Origin of the sequence: Shewanella inventionis, from assembly GCF_019931735.1 — a bacterium.
Classification (GTDB): domain Bacteria; phylum Pseudomonadota; class Gammaproteobacteria; order Enterobacterales; family Shewanellaceae; genus Shewanella; species Shewanella inventionis.
In genome coordinates this window covers 2,216,564-2,230,582 of record NZ_CP082926.1, presented here as the reverse complement: position 1 = coordinate 2,230,582, position 14,019 = coordinate 2,216,564, and the positions used below count along the sequence as shown (strand labels likewise).

Here is a 14,019-nt window from a genome sequence, read left to right as displayed (position 1 = left end):
TGGCTAAATTAAGCCTAAAATACGTGTGCATCATCTGCTAAACTGCCAGCCAATAATACAGATAAAACGGATTGGCTATGTTTGGAACGCTATCAAAACTAAAAACCCACCTCAATGAACATCATGAGGTGGAGTATTATTTACCTGTGGGTGAGGAGCGCCTGGCGTTAAACCCATTAATTGGTAAAACACTTACCATGACACACACAGGTAATATTTTTTGCAGTAGCTGTGGTAAAAAAACCAAAAAAAGTTACTCGCAAGGCCATTGTTATGTGTGTATGAGCAAACTGGCCAGTTGTGATATGTGCATTATGAAACCTGAAACCTGCCATTTTGACCAGGGCACCTGTCGTGAACCAGAATGGGCCATGACACATTGTTTTGTGCCTCATTACGTTTATTTGTCTAATACCTCTGGTATAAAAGTGGGCATTACTCGCCACACACAAATCCCTACACGTTGGATAGATCAAGGCGCTACGCAAGGCTTACCTATTTTTAAAGTTTCCACTCGCAAAATGTCGGGGTTAATTGAAATTGAATTAGCCAAGTTCATCAATGACAAAACTCACTGGCAAGCCATGCTAAAAGGTCATAACGATGATATTGATCTGGTTGAGCAAGCGGCTCAGTTAATTCCGTTAATTGAAGATAAATTGCAAGCGCTTGCCACTGAGCATGACGATATTGTGATTGAGCGTTTAGATGCCAATATTCAGACCATTCGTTATCCTATTACTGAGTTTCCTAGCAAAGTGAAGTCGCATAACTTTGATAAAGTGGCTGAAGTGTCTGGAATTTTACAAGGCATTAAAGGCCAATATCTTATTTTTGATACCGGCGTGATTAATATTCGTAAGTTTTCATCTTATGAAGTTGAAGTAAAGAGTTAACCATTAGCCTGTGGTTGGATTGACTGTTTAATCTGGCTGCAGGCCTGTTGTTTTTATTTTAGAACGGTTAATTTAAACAACTGTTAAAAAAATCATTGTGGCTAACAATTAAATTCCCCTAAAATCCTGCTACTAAAACATAAGCCTAAGAGACCTATTCATGGAGTTAGTGTTCGCCATTGCCTTGTTTGCTTTTTCTGCCGGAATAACCCCTGGTCCCAACAATATTATGTTGATGACATCTGGAGTTAACTTTGGCATTAAACGAAGCATTCCGCATTTGTTGGGGATCAGTTTAGGTTTTCCTACCATGATTTTAGCCGTTGGATTAGGATTAAGCGCCATATTCCAGGCTTACCCTGTTATTCATACGGTAATCAAAGTCGTCGGCATTACCTATTTACTTTATTTGTCGTGGTTAATTGCTAATAGCAGCAGTAAAATGGAGGGCAAACACGTTAGTAAGCCTTTTAGCTTTATTCAGGCTGCGGCATTTCAATGGGTGAATCCCAAAGGCTGGATTATGGCGGTTGGTGCCATAGCAACGTTTACCTCAGTGCAGCAAGAGCTCAATACCCAGGTAATTACCATTGCTAGCGTATTTCTCTGTGTCGCATTTCCTTGTGCGATTGTGTGGCTCGGATTTGGCGTAGCATTAAAACGACTTTTAAAAAATGAACGCCAACAACGTATTTTTAACGTTTCGATGGCGTTATTGCTTGTGGCATCGATTATTCCTATGGTGCTTCCAGCCTCTTCACATTAATTGCTCAAAGGTTACTTACGCTATGCAACCACATGAATGCCTCGCCCATACTGAGAAATGGGTTGTGGATGTTATCATGAAGTACAATATCTGCCCGTTTGCTCGTCGTGAGGTTGAGCGGGCCAGTATTCGTTATGTGGCGATTGAAGAAACTAAAGTCAAAGCCGTATTAAAAGCGCTTATAGAAGAATGCCAATATCTTGATGAGCACCCAGATACTGAAACCACCTTGTTTATTTTACCGCGAGGTTTTGAAGGGTTTTATGCCTATTTAGATCTGGTAGACGACGCAACTGACTTATTAGTTGATAACGATTATGAAGGCGTGTACCAACTTGCGACCTTTCACCCTGACTACTGTTTTGATGGCGAAGCCCAAGACAGCCCAGCAAATTATACCAACCGAGCCCCCTACCCAACCTTACACATTATTCGCGAAGCCAGCATGGAAATCGCCTTAGCCAATTACAAAGACCCAGAGTCAATACCCGAGCGAAATATTGCATTTGCACAACGCAAAGGCAGTGAGTTTTTTGTCAAGTTATTGCAGCACTGTAATAAAGGGATCTAGGTTCTAGGTTCTAGGTTCTAGGTTCTAGGCCCTAGGAACTCGCAAGCTCGCCTGAGAGCGGACTTCGTCCTGCTAGAATCTAGATAACGGTATACGGTTAACGGTGTACGGAACGCTTCGCTTACGGAATACAGGAGCTAGGTTCTACGTACTAGGAACTCGCAAGCTCGCCTGAGAGCGGACTTCGTCCTGCTAGAATCTAGATAACGGTATACGGTTAACGGTGTACGGAACGCTTCGCTTACGGAATACAGGAGCTAGGTTCTACGTACTAGGAACTCGCAAGCTCGCCTGAGAGCGGACTTCGTCCTGCTAGAATCTAGATAACGGTATACGATTAACGGTGAGCTTACGGCAGCGTAGCTCAACTTATTTCAATTAACCTGATTTAATCATTGTAACTAAATCAACCCGGTCACAATGATGCCAGATAAACTCCTTAACACCCTCGCTAACTTTGAACAGTGGCGAAGCAATAAACCTTCTCGAGGTAGTGCAATCCCTGAAAATTTGCGCCAGCAAGCGATCGCCCTTTTACCGCATTATTCAAAAACAACCATTGTTAAAAAGTTGCGTATTAGTCATGAGCAATTCAATACTTGGCTTACCGCCAACTCATCAAGTGATGTATCCAATCACTTTATTTCACTACCCAATGCAACGCCGATAACCGAGTCGCTTTCTATCTCCCTGAAGTTCAACAATGGCAATTCTTTAGCCGTATCTGGCGAAGTCAGCGAAACACGGTTTGCTCAGTTAATTGAGGCCATAAAATCATGATCCATTTAACCCGTCATAGCGACATTTTGATTGCTACCCAGCCCGCTGATTTTCGTCAAGGCATTGATGGGTTAGCTACGCTGTGTAAACAACGCCTTCATTGTGAGCCTCGCTCTGGTACCTTGTTTGTTTTTATTAATCGTAACAAAACCATGGTGCGCGCACTCGCTTATGAAAATAACGGTTTTTGGTTGATGACAAAGCGTTTATCTAAGGGCAAGTTCTCTGGCTGGCCAACCATTAATAGTGCCATGACGTCCGTGGACGCCAAACATTTACGGCAATTGCTCAGCGGGAATTACCACCCATTATAAATAACCGCTTGATTTCATTTTAAATGGGATCATACTCCATCCTCTTTTTTATTCCCGCAGGCAAAAGGCTTATTGTGGCAAAACCTTTTAACGATATCGATGCACAATCTCTCGATGATTTAATCAAGCGAGTGATTGAAGCCAAAGAAAATAATCTTGCGCTTAGCGCTGATGATTATCAGTTATTGCTTGATGCGTTACTGACATTAACAACAACACAAAACAAGCTAGCTGACCACGGTATCACCGTGCATAAATTACGTAAGTTACTTGGGATTGAAAAATCATCAGAAAAACAAAGCGACCTGTGTAAAGCACAGAAAAAAACCAGCAAGAAAAGTAAAAAACCAAAAACACAGGATGAAGACTTTACACAGGTCAAACCGGTTATCATCAAACATGCGTTAAACGAAGTAAATAAAGGGGATAGCTGCCCAGAATGTTTGAAAGGTAAGGTCTATAAAGTCGAGCCTGGCAGTTTGTTGCGCATTACAGGGCAAACCCCTTTTACCCCAGAGCAACATATTATGGAGCGCTTGCGTTGCAATGCGTGTGGTGCCTATTTCACGGCAAACCTGCCCGATGAAGTATTACATGACGGTAATAGTCATCAAAAATATGGTTACTCTGCGCGTGCGTTAATGGCGATTTATAAATACTTTGCAGGGCTACCTTTTTATCGTCAAGGCAACATCCAAAAGCTATTGGGCGTCAACATCACTGCGTCGACGGTGTTTGACCAAGTAGAGCTTGTCTGTGATGCGATTTATCCTGTTTACCAGCACTTGTTTGAGTTGGCTGGCGATGCAAAGCACTATTACTTAGATGACACCACCCACCGTATTCTTGACGCCAAGCCAGTTGAAAAGAAAGTACGTAATAGCGAGAAAACACGCTTGCGCTCAGGTGTTTATACATCAGGAGTGATTGCCAGCTTAAAAACGGGCCATGATATTGTGTTATTTGAAACCAATATTGGGCACGCAGGTGAGTTTATCGACCGCATACTCTACAAACGACAAGTCACTGTCGCACCGATATTAATGAGTGATGCGCTCGCCAGTAATCAGCCAAGTACTTGCGAGGTTGAAACATCACTTTGTAATAGCCATGCAAGGCGCCAGTTTGTCGATGTCATTAATCATTTCCCCGAAGAGGTTGAAAATATACTCACACTCTATGGTGAAGTTTGGCGCAATGAACAGACAACCATTGAACGTGAACTCACCGCACGCGAGCGACTTGAGTACCATCAGCAACATTCATTACCCATACTTGAAGCGATTAAAAGTTGGGGTGAAAAGCACTTTACTAATGAAAGCATTGAAGAAAATAGCGGTCTAGGCAAAGCTATCCGTTATTTTTTAAAACACTATGACGGGCTGAGTTTATTTTGCCATCACGAAGGGGTAAAAATAGATAATAACCGCATAGAATCGATGTTAAAAATAGTGGTGCGAGATAGAAAAAATGCGATGTTTCGTAAAAGCTTACTCGGTGCGAACATTGGCGATGTTATCACGTCGATGATAGCAACAGGCAATGAAGCAGGCATCAATGTATTTGATTACTTTACGCGACTGCAACGAGATGCGGATGATGCAAAAAAGCATCCTGAAAAATACCTACCTTGGAATTATCTCGACCAATAGCAATAATAAACCGCTCATAATCAAGCAATGCTTGGGCCAGTGGCCTAAGTATTGCCGTGCCTGAAATTTAAGAAACCAGATTTTTTGCTTTATTACTTATGTCACGCCATGCTGCCGTAAGCTCACGATTAACGGTGTACGGAACGCTTCGCTTACGGAATACAGGAGCTAGGTTCTAGGATCTAGGTCCTAGGAACTCGCAAGCTCGCCTGCAAGAGATGATATGAATATCTGGCTTATTCACATCATAATCAGATTCGATTATGGGCTTTATTCGAATCATGATATGATATGAATATGCTGTTATTTACATCAAAGGGCGACAATATGTGGATCTGGCAACGAGCTGATTGGCCAAACTTTATCTGGGATGAAAAAGTCATTGAACCCAAGTTACGAGGCATTCGCTTTCACCAAGGAATGTTGTTGGGCAAGATGTTGAACCAAGCTAAAGACCAAAAGCAAAGTATGTTAGACACGCTATTGGCGAACATTATTCATTCGAGTGCCATTGAAGGTGAGAAGCTCAATGCTTTTTCTGTTCGTTCGTCGTTGGCTAATAAACTTGGTCTTTCTGAAGAAAAACCCTTTCCAACCACTGAACGCACAGATGGCCTAGCAGAAATAATGTTAGATGCGGTGGAGAATTTAGACTCGCCGCTCTCACTTGAGAGAATATTACAATGGCATGAACGGCTGTTTCCTGAGGGTTACACCTTGTTCAACCCTGTTATAGGGGGGCAGTTACGCGGGGATGAGCCTATGCAGGTTGTATCGGGTAGGATTGATAAACCCACGGTGCATTTTGAAGCGCCGAGCCGAGATGTGCTTGAATCTGAACTAGACGTGTTTATTGGCTGGTTTAATGAATCTCGTGAGGACTATGCTTTAGACCCTTTGCTTAGAGCCGCGATAACACACCTATGGTTTGTGACGATCCATCCTTTAGATGACGGCAATGGTAGGATCACCCGCTTACTTACTGATTTGGCACTGGCACAGGCTGAGCGTCAATCAGTTCGTTTCTATGCGATGTCAGTGGCGATTTTAGCCAATCGTAAAAGCTACTATGAAATATTAGAGCAATCCCAGAAAGGTGAGCTTGATATTACCGAGTGGCTAATTTGGTTTTTAAATACCTTGGGTGACACATTCACCCATGTGCTTGAAGAAATCGACCAAACAGTTTTTAAAACACACTTCTGGCGAAATGTCGATCAAACGCGACTGACCTCGGAACAAGTAAAAGTGCTCAATCAAATGCTTGATGGGGATTTTGACCAAGGCATTAATACGTCGCAATATCATAAAGTAGCAAAAGTCAGCAAGCCAACCGCTTCTCGTCATTTAGCGGCTTTGGTAGAGCTTGGTTGCTTGGTAAAAAGTGAAGCCGGAGGAAGGAGCACTCGGTATAAGCTCGCGAGATCATAGAGGCTAGGTTCTAGGTACTAGGGTCTAGGTTCTAGGCCCTAGGAACTCGCAGGCTCGCCTGAGAGTGGACTTCGTCCTGCTAGAAGCTAAGCAACACCGCCCACTATTACGTCGTCCCGGTAATGCTTTTGAGCCGGGACCCAGGTGTTGGCTTTGGGTTTTAGGTTCTAGGCCCTAGGAGCTCGCAAGCTCGCCTGAGAGCGGACTTCGTCCTGCTAGAATCTAGATAACGGTATACGGTTAACGGTGTACGGAACGCTTCGCTTACGGAATACAGGAGCTAGGTTCTACGTACTAGGAACTCGCAAGCTCGCCTGAGAGCGGACTTCGTCCTGCTAGAATCTAAGCAACACCTGGATCCCTGATAAAAGATCTCAGGGATGACGGCGTAAAAGATAAAGGCATAAAGATTACGGCAAAGCGAACGGCCACCTATCCCAAACACCTCACACTACTACGTCGTCCCGGTAACGCTTTTGAGCCGGGACCCAGGTGTTGGGTTTTAGATCCTAGGTCCTAGGTCCTAGGAACTCGCAGGCTCGCCTGAGAGCGGACTTCGTCCTGCTAGAAGCTAAGCAACACCGCCCACTATTACGTCGTCCCGGTAACGCTTTTGAGCCGGGACCCAGGTGTTGGCTTTGGGTTCTAGGTTCTAGGTTCTAGGAACTCGCAGGCTCGCCTGAGAGCGGACTTCGTCCTGCTAGAATCTAAGCAACACCGCCCACTACTACGTCGTCCCGGTAACGCTTTTGAGCCGGGACCCAGGTGTTGGGTTTTAGATCCTAGGCCCTAGGAACTCGCAAGCTCGCCTGAGAGCGGACTTCGTCCTGCTTGAATCTAGATAAAAGCGATAACGGCAATATTGTGGCTTAATTTGTCGTCCCGGTAACGTTTTTGAGCCGGGACCCAGGTGTTAAATCTGTCATTCCTGCAACGTTTTTGAGCAGGAATCCAGGTGTTGGGTTTTACGCTTGTACACAAGGTCAAAAGAAACACCTGGATCCCTTATAAAAGATCTCAGGGATGACGGCGAAAAGATGACGGGCGAGGAAGCAGAATCTAGGCTCTATGCTCTGTCCTCGAGTGCTTTTATCAAGGATTCTAGGCTCTATGCTCTGTCCTCGAGTGCTTTTATCAAGGATTCTAGGCTCTATGCTCTGTCCTCGAGTGCTTTTATCGAGGATTCTAGAATCTAGACTCTCGATTCTAGACTCTCGATTCTAGACTCTCGATTCTAGACTCTAGAATCTCGACTCTCGATTCTAGGAACTCTCAGGCGAGCCTGCTAGTGGCTAGATAAGGTAAATTTACTGACTTGGCGTGACATGTTGCTGGCATCGTTAAGTAAATTATCATTGAGCATTGCAAGTTGTTGGGAGATCTCTTGTGTGTGATGGTAGATTTCAGTGATTTTCATTGCGTTGCGATTCACTTCTTCTGCTACGGCTGACTGTTCATGAGTCGATGCTGCTATTTGTTCGTTCATGCTGTCTATAACACTGACATGTTCAGCGATGAGTTTTAACTCACTGCCAGCATGTTTTGACTCTTCAACACTTAGCTGTGCCTGTGCTTGACCTCGTTTCATGGCGCTGACTGCGGTAGCGGCTCCGGCTTTTAAACGCTCTGTCATATTTTTTATATCTTCGGTTGAGCTTTGTGAGCGTTGTGCAAGGGTTCTTACTTCATCTGCTACAACGGCAAAACCTCGGCCTTGCTCACCTGCTCTTGCGGCCTCGATGGCGGCATTAAGTGCCAGTAAATTTGTTTGCTCTGCTATTGAACTAATAACATCAAGAATGGTGACTATGCTTTGAACATCTACATCTAACCGTGAAATTGCCTCGGCTGCATCGGCTATTTCGTTCGCTAATAACTCTATGGCATCGCCGGTTTTGTTAACATCGCTTTCGCCACTTTTGGCCTCTAAATTTGCTTTTGCAGACGCATCGGATGCTTGTACTGCGTTGGCGGCAATTTCGTGAACTGTGGCGTTCATTTGTGTCATTGCTGAGGCAACTTGCTCCGCTTCTGACGAGCCTTGTAGCACATCGCTTTGCATTGAACGTGTATATCCGTTCATTTGTTCAACGGCATTAACGAGGTTAATGGCATTGACACGAACCTGACTAATAATTTCTTCAAACTCGCTCATCATTTGATCAAAGGCTTGCGAGATTTGGCCAAATTCATCGTCTGACTGATGTTGTATCCGTGTGGTTAAGTCAAATTGAGTGCCTGCGTGGAGCATTTGTTTATGTAATCCCCCTAAACTGCGATGTAAATAACCTGACACACTGACACTTATCACAATGACAAACAACAGTGCTAACAAGAGTAGCAATACGGTGTAGTACATATGTTGTGTGGCGTTGGCGAGCTTATCTTGGCTCAGTTGCAGGAGTTCGTCGGCAAATTGTTTTTCTAAACTCGTTAACACCGATATCCATTCGGTTGATTTTTTAAACCACGCCTCTGGGTTTTGAGCCAACAATGCCGTAGCATTTTGAGCAAAGGCGACTTCACGTAACGCTTGCACCTCTGACATGGCAGAAGATTGCTGAGCTTGTTTAAATACATTGATATTGTGGGTGGTGGCTGCGGCTATAAAACGTTCTGCATAGGTTTGTTGTTCTGCATATAAGGTGACAAAACGACGAAACATTCCCGGAGCAAACTCGCTGTGACCAAAGGTTGTACTCAATACAGCCCGCTCTATGCCTGCACGCTCTTTAAGCTGCAAAAATGCCGACAACGCCTTTAATCTCATTGACAATTCACTGTCTAAACTTTGACTTGCGGCCTCATCGACCATCGACAACAACAAGGTATTTATTTGAGTGTAAAAGCTGACTTGCTCAGGCACTGCTACGGTTAAATTGCTCACTTTACCGCGCATAGCATCTAGCTGAGTGAGTAACGACACGACTTTATCGTAAGTAGTTTGTAATTGAACGGGAAAATCGTCGTCATGGGCAAATTGTTCAAAGCGGTTTATGCGACTGTCGGTTTGATTACGCTGACTTGGCAGTGCATCGTTAAATGATTGCCCTTTAGAACCAATGAAACCTGCGCTCATGCCGCGCTCTTTTTGCAGTTCGTGGACGAGTGCACTATTAATAATGGCGACATTAGATAAGTCGATGACTAACGCGAGTTGTTGCTGTGTACGATACTCATTATGAACATACATGCCACCAAACAAGATACTGGTCAATAAAGGGGGTAACACCAACAACGCAAGTTTACGCGATATTTTAAGATTGCTTATCCATTGCCAGTTCATATTGGAGCCTTATGTCAAATTATTTGATACTCAGTTATGTCTGCAATAACCATAAACGAATTAAAAAAATTTACATTAATTGACAATCCAAACTCAGACATTGCTCACAGCTAAATTAGCCCTTGTTGATCTAATTTTCGTTATATACCCACAAAGAGATAATCGGTTCATTCAATGACTTAAGTTGACATGAATTTAGTCTGCTATGACTGCAAAGCAAGACAAAACTCACTGATAAGTTCAGGCCATTCATCGACATGGTCCATTTTGCTAGCGACATGCAAAGTCGAATGGGGCAATGCTTTATGTAATGCTTTTGCTGATGCTACTGGGTGTGCATCATCGCCCTCCCACGCTAAAATAAGTGTAGGTACATTAATTGTGGCGAGTTGTTGTTTACTGGGTAAATCGTTGTGGGCTGCTGCGGTAAACAGCTGATGTAATGTTTGGCGCTTCATTGACTTTAAGCCATCTAATACCAATTACATTAAATATATGATCTAATTAATCGTCATTCTCTTATTTCAATATTTATGAATAATATCAATCTTACCGCATTAGCTAAATCCGAAAAAAGCGCTCGCAAACGTATGCGTTATCTCGCCTTACTCCACTTTACCGAAGGTCATTCCCGCACTGCGATTGCTAATATGTTGAAGGTCAGTAGAACAAGTGTAAATGCCTGGGTTACAAACTATTTAACTCATGGTATCAATGGCCTAGATGATAAGCCTAATCCTGGTAGACCCGCACAATTGTCAGCGAAACAACAGGCAAGTCTTAAAGAGTTTATACAAGCTCAAAGCTTATCTGAGAGTGGCGGTAGATTGATGACGAGAGATGTCTGTCTTTATATTCAATCTGAATTTAACGTGACCTTTAAGCAGGCCAACATATACAGAATACTCCATCAACTAGGCTTTTCATGGATAACAACTCGCTCTCGTCATCCAAAACAGTCTCAAGATGTTCAGGACGCTTTTAAAAAACTTCCAACTGTCAACGATCCTTAACACCCCTGGTCATGTATCGTTAGATCGCATTGATGTATGGTTTCAAGATGAAGCCAGATTCGGCCAGCAAAATACCACCACTCATATTTGGGCATTAAAAGGAAGCCGCCCACGGTCAGTAAGGCAACAACAGTTTGAATCAGCCTATTTTTATGGTGCAGTGTGTCCTGCTACAGGCGCGACAGAGGCAATTATTGCTCCGTATGCCAATAGTGAATATATGTTAGAGCATTTGAAATTAATTTCAGAAGCGACTGAATTTGGGCGCTATGCTCTGATCATTATGGACGGTGCAGGTTGGCATCAACAAAAACTGACGGAGGGCTTTGATAACTTAAGTATCCTTAAACTTCCTCCCTATTCCCCAGAACTCAATCCTGTAGAACAAGTGTGGCAATGGCTTCGTCAAAATGAACTTGCCAATCGTTGTTTTAGTGGATATGACGATATTGTTGAACAATGCTCAATCGCATGGAATAACTTTATTGCAGAGCCTGAAAGGGTCATTAAATTATGCACTAGAAGCTGGACAAAGCTGACCAGTTAATTAATGTAAATGGTATAACATACCCAGCACACTGTGTTTATGAGCATTAACCAACCAACTTGGCAGCATTTTAGTTAAATGCTTGGCATTCATTTGCGCTAAGCCTTTACCACCCAGAATGCGCGCCGCTTTGGCGATTTTATGGTAGTAATCCACCTGTGCAGCTCTTGCTTGCCAACCAATGGGTGGTGTCATCAACACTAAACCTTTTACTAGTTCAGGTTGAGCTAATGCAGCATATAAACTAGTTGCGCTCCCCATGGATTGGCCGCCAAGGATCAACGGTGTCGGTGCACGATAATGAGCAGCAACACGCAACATGTCTTTGGCTAGATTGGGCCAGAGGTAATCATCGACACTGTCGCCTTGGGCAGATAACCCATGGCCAATTGCATCATAACGGATCAGCTGTAATTTTTTAGGAAATCGATGCCATGCATATAAGCCTATGGCATCTTCACTCTGCATACAGCCACATAATCCGTGGGCCCACACCAGAGTGCTGCCTTTACCACTAATGGAACAATTAAACTGATTAATATTAAATTGCTCTGTCATGGTGAGGTGTTCTCCTTTTATCCTTTTACGATTTCGATTAAGCGGTTAATAAACAATTTAATGGCTTCAACATTGTCAAATCTAAATGCCAATCCATAATGGGTTTCATTTAAGCCCTTGTATTGTCGTGTCGGAAAACGCGTCATTTGGGCGTTGTGATAATAATCGTATTTGGCATGCACTCCGTCAATAGTGGCTAACTCAGTTGAAAAAACTTCAAATGCTGGACGAATTATCAGTAAAGGTGTTTTACCTTCAACGTGCAGATAGACGGGTTCTTTTAGCTCTGGGAGCATGTATTCGGTGACATTCTTAATATTAAAATTAGTACGACATTTAAGTTCATTCAAGGTTGATGAAGCTTGATCAAGGGTGATGCTCATAGTAGCTGCCTATAGTTATTTTATGTGAGTATATGGCTAAATCAATAATATAAAAACAAAAAGCCCCGAACATATGTTCAGGGCTTTAAGAGGCGATGGTTAATTTACTGAGGTTAAATTAACCTTCAATACCTTTGCTAGCAAGAAACTCATCGTACGTGCCTTTGAAGTCGTTAATGCCTTCTGGGGTAATTTCTAAAATACGCGTGGCCAGTGACGATACAAATGCACGGTCGTGAGAGACGAACATTAGTGTGCCTTCGTATTTTTCTAGCGCGTTGTTTAAGGACTCGATTGATTCCATGTCCATGTGGTTGGTTGGCTCGTCGAGTAATAATATATTTGGCTTTTGCATGATAAGTTTGCCAAAGTACATACGGCCTTTTTCACCACCAGATAGCACTTTAACTGACTTTTTAATGTCGTCTGCGCTGAATAACATACGACCTAAAATGCCACGAACCGACTGGTCATCATCGTTTTCTTTGCGCCATTGACTCATCCATTCGAACAGTGACATATCATTGGCGAAATCAGCTTCGTGATCTTGAGCATAATAACCAATGTTGCTGTTTTCTGACCAGTGAATGGTACCTTCATCTTGTGGAATATCATGCACTAAGGTACGTAGCAATGTGGTTTTACCCACACCGTTTTGACCCAAAATAGCAATACGTTCGCCCACTTCAACCATAAGATCAAACTTGCTAAATAAAGGCGTGTCGTAACCTTTTGCTAGGTTTTCAACCACGAGTGCATTACGGAACAATTTCTTTTCTTGTTCGAAACGAATAAACGGGTTAACGCGGCTAGACGCTTTAATGTCGTCTAGCTTAATTTTTTCAATTTGCTTGGCGCGCGATGTCGCTTGCTTAGCTTTAGATGCGTTAGCTGAGAAACGGGCTACGAAGGTTTGCAGCTCAGCAATTTGGGCTTTCTTCTTGGCGTTGTCGCTCATTAAGCGCTCGCGCGATTGTTGTGCCGCCATCATGTATTCATCGTAGTTACCTGGGTAAACACGTAACTCGCCGTAGTCTAAGTCAGCCATGTGAGTACACACTGAGTTTAAGAAGTAACGGTCATGCGAGATGATGATCATGGTGCTGTTACGTTGGTTCAACATGTCTTGTAACCAACGAATGGTGTCGATGTCTAAGTTGTTGGTTGGTTCGTCAAGTAACAGTAAATCTGGATCAGAAAACAGCGCCTGGGCTAACAATACTCGCAGTTTAAAACCTGGTGCGATTTCGCTCATTAAGCCAAAGTGTTGCTCGGTAGCAATACCTACGCCGAGTAGTAAGTCACCTGCGCGAGATTCGGCAGTGTAACCGTCCATTTCAGCAAATTCCATTTCAAGTTCAGCAACTTTAATGCCGTCTTCTTCGCTCATTTCTGGCAACGAATAAATGCGGTCGCGCTCTTGTTTTACTTTCCACAACTCGCGGTGACCCATGATCACAGTGTCTACGACTGAAAAGGCTTCGTATGCAAACTGGTCCTGGTTTAGTTTACCCATGCGCTCATTAACGTCTAGTGACACGTTACCGCTTGAAGGCTCTAAATCACCGGCAAGGATTTTCATAAAGGTTGATTTACCACAACCATTCGCGCCAATTAAACCGTAGCGATTCCCGCCACCAAATTTGACAGAGATATTTTCAAACAGCGGCTTAGCGCCAAACTGCATTGTGATGTTAGCTGTTGTAATCAAAGTGAAATTCCAAATCGTGTTGTGTGTTTAAACGAGTATTAACGTTTAGCGTAATGGTTCGAGTTGACATCTGTATGACGCAGGTCATTACCCAAACAAATGTAGCGCACT

General features: G+C 43.3%; 13 protein-coding genes. 8 read left to right on the top strand and 5 right to left on the bottom strand.

Annotated features, from left to right (window positions below):
• The first annotated feature begins 77 nt into the window (after positions 1 to 77).
• The 7 genes from K8B83_RS10015 to K8B83_RS09985 all read left to right on the top strand — a co-directional run bounded on the left by K8B83_RS10015 (position 78) and on the right by K8B83_RS09985 (position 6,410).
• Positions 78 to 896, top strand: a complete 819-nt coding sequence (locus K8B83_RS10015) for a DUF2797 domain-containing protein (protein WP_188741078.1) — start codon at positions 78 to 80, stop codon at positions 894 to 896.
• Positions 897 to 1,056: 160 nt separating this feature from the next.
• On the top strand, positions 1,057 to 1,662 hold the full coding sequence (locus K8B83_RS10010) for a LysE family translocator (protein WP_188741079.1): 606 nt from the start codon (positions 1,057 to 1,059) through the stop codon (positions 1,660 to 1,662).
• 22 nt (positions 1,663 to 1,684) lie between these two features.
• Positions 1,685 to 2,233 (top strand): DUF1415 domain-containing protein, encoded by a 549-nt coding sequence (locus tag K8B83_RS10005; RefSeq protein WP_223419877.1) that lies wholly within the window; start codon positions 1,685 to 1,687, stop codon positions 2,231 to 2,233.
• Between the two features lie 420 nt (positions 2,234 to 2,653).
• A complete protein-coding gene (locus K8B83_RS10000; RefSeq protein ID WP_086904927.1) occupies positions 2,654 to 3,013 on the top strand; it encodes a hypothetical protein in 360 nt (119 codons plus the stop codon).
• Positions 3,010 to 3,327, top strand: coding sequence for an IS66 family insertion sequence element accessory protein TnpB (tnpB, locus tag K8B83_RS09995; RefSeq protein ID WP_086904928.1), 318 nt, complete (start codon positions 3,010 to 3,012; stop codon positions 3,325 to 3,327). The genes K8B83_RS10000 and tnpB overlap by 4 nt, the downstream gene beginning before the upstream one ends.
• 23 nt (positions 3,328 to 3,350) lie before the next feature.
• Positions 3,351 to 4,979: an IS66 family transposase gene (gene tnpC, locus K8B83_RS09990; protein WP_223419875.1), complete on the top strand. Its 1,629-nt coding sequence runs from the start codon at positions 3,351 to 3,353 to the stop codon at positions 4,977 to 4,979.
• Positions 4,980 to 5,306: 327 nt separating this feature from the next.
• Positions 5,307 to 6,410, top strand: a complete 1,104-nt coding sequence (locus K8B83_RS09985; protein WP_223420045.1) for a Fic family protein — start codon at positions 5,307 to 5,309, stop codon at positions 6,408 to 6,410.
• A gap of 1,285 nt (positions 6,411 to 7,695) precedes the next feature.
• On the opposite strand, the gene K8B83_RS09980 is transcribed toward K8B83_RS09985, so the two are convergent.
• The gene (locus tag K8B83_RS09980) at positions 7,696 to 9,696 is read right to left on the bottom strand and encodes a methyl-accepting chemotaxis protein (protein ID WP_223419873.1); all 2,001 of its coding nucleotides are present in this window, start codon (positions 9,694 to 9,696) and stop codon (positions 7,696 to 7,698) included.
• A gap of 203 nt (positions 9,697 to 9,899) precedes the next feature.
• Positions 9,900 to 10,154, bottom strand: coding sequence for an alpha/beta fold hydrolase (locus K8B83_RS09975; protein WP_223419871.1), 255 nt, complete (start codon positions 10,152 to 10,154; stop codon positions 9,900 to 9,902).
• A 75-nt stretch (positions 10,155 to 10,229) separates the two neighbouring features.
• Between K8B83_RS09975 and K8B83_RS09970 the strand changes: the two genes are divergently transcribed.
• A protein-coding gene (locus K8B83_RS09970; RefSeq protein WP_223419869.1) for an IS630 family transposase occupies positions 10,230 to 11,256 on the top strand; the annotation gives its coding sequence in 2 pieces (ribosomal slippage) (positions 10,230 to 10,685 and positions 10,687 to 11,256; 1,026 coding nt in all).
• On the opposite strand, the gene K8B83_RS09965 is transcribed toward K8B83_RS09970, so the two are convergent.
• From K8B83_RS09965 to K8B83_RS09955, 3 genes are all read right to left on the bottom strand, one after another.
• Positions 11,257 to 11,814: an alpha/beta fold hydrolase gene (locus K8B83_RS09965; protein WP_223419866.1), complete on the bottom strand. Its 558-nt coding sequence runs from the start codon at positions 11,812 to 11,814 to the stop codon at positions 11,257 to 11,259.
• 17 nt (positions 11,815 to 11,831) lie between these two features.
• Positions 11,832 to 12,197 carry a hypothetical protein gene (locus K8B83_RS09960; RefSeq protein ID WP_188739499.1) on the bottom strand — a complete coding sequence of 122 codons (366 nt, stop codon included), beginning with the start codon at positions 12,195 to 12,197 and terminating at the stop codon, positions 11,832 to 11,834.
• 118 nt (positions 12,198 to 12,315) lie between these two features.
• Positions 12,316 to 13,908, bottom strand: coding sequence for an ABC-F family ATPase (locus K8B83_RS09955; protein WP_223419863.1), 1,593 nt, complete (start codon positions 13,906 to 13,908; stop codon positions 12,316 to 12,318).
• Positions 13,909 to 14,019 lie beyond the last annotated feature (111 nt).

What these genes read in the sequence shown, in the direction of transcription:
- K8B83_RS10015 (WP_188741078.1), top strand. Translation starts at nt 78, where the DNA reads ATGTTTGGAACGCTATCAAAACTAAAAACCCACCTCAATGAACATCAT.
- K8B83_RS10010 (WP_188741079.1), top strand. Translation starts at nt 1,057, where the DNA reads ATGGAGTTAGTGTTCGCCATTGCCTTGTTTGCTTTTTCTGCCGGAATA.
- K8B83_RS10005 (WP_223419877.1), top strand. Translation starts at nt 1,685, where the DNA reads ATGCAACCACATGAATGCCTCGCCCATACTGAGAAATGGGTTGTGGAT.
- K8B83_RS10000 (WP_086904927.1), top strand. Translation starts at nt 2,654, where the DNA reads ATGATGCCAGATAAACTCCTTAACACCCTCGCTAACTTTGAACAGTGG.
- tnpB (WP_086904928.1), top strand. Translation starts at nt 3,010, where the DNA reads ATGATCCATTTAACCCGTCATAGCGACATTTTGATTGCTACCCAGCCC.
- tnpC (WP_223419875.1), top strand. Translation starts at nt 3,351, where the DNA reads ATGGGATCATACTCCATCCTCTTTTTTATTCCCGCAGGCAAAAGGCTT.
- K8B83_RS09985 (WP_223420045.1), top strand. Translation starts at nt 5,307, where the DNA reads ATGTGGATCTGGCAACGAGCTGATTGGCCAAACTTTATCTGGGATGAA.
- K8B83_RS09980 (WP_223419873.1), bottom strand. Translation starts at nt 9,696, where the DNA reads ATGAACTGGCAATGGATAAGCAATCTTAAAATATCGCGTAAACTTGCG.
- K8B83_RS09975 (WP_223419871.1), bottom strand. Translation starts at nt 10,154, where the DNA reads ATGAAGCGCCAAACATTACATCAGCTGTTTACCGCAGCAGCCCACAAC.
- K8B83_RS09965 (WP_223419866.1), bottom strand. Translation starts at nt 11,814, where the DNA reads ATGACAGAGCAATTTAATATTAATCAGTTTAATTGTTCCATTAGTGGT.
- K8B83_RS09960 (WP_188739499.1), bottom strand. Translation starts at nt 12,197, where the DNA reads ATGAGCATCACCCTTGATCAAGCTTCATCAACCTTGAATGAACTTAAA.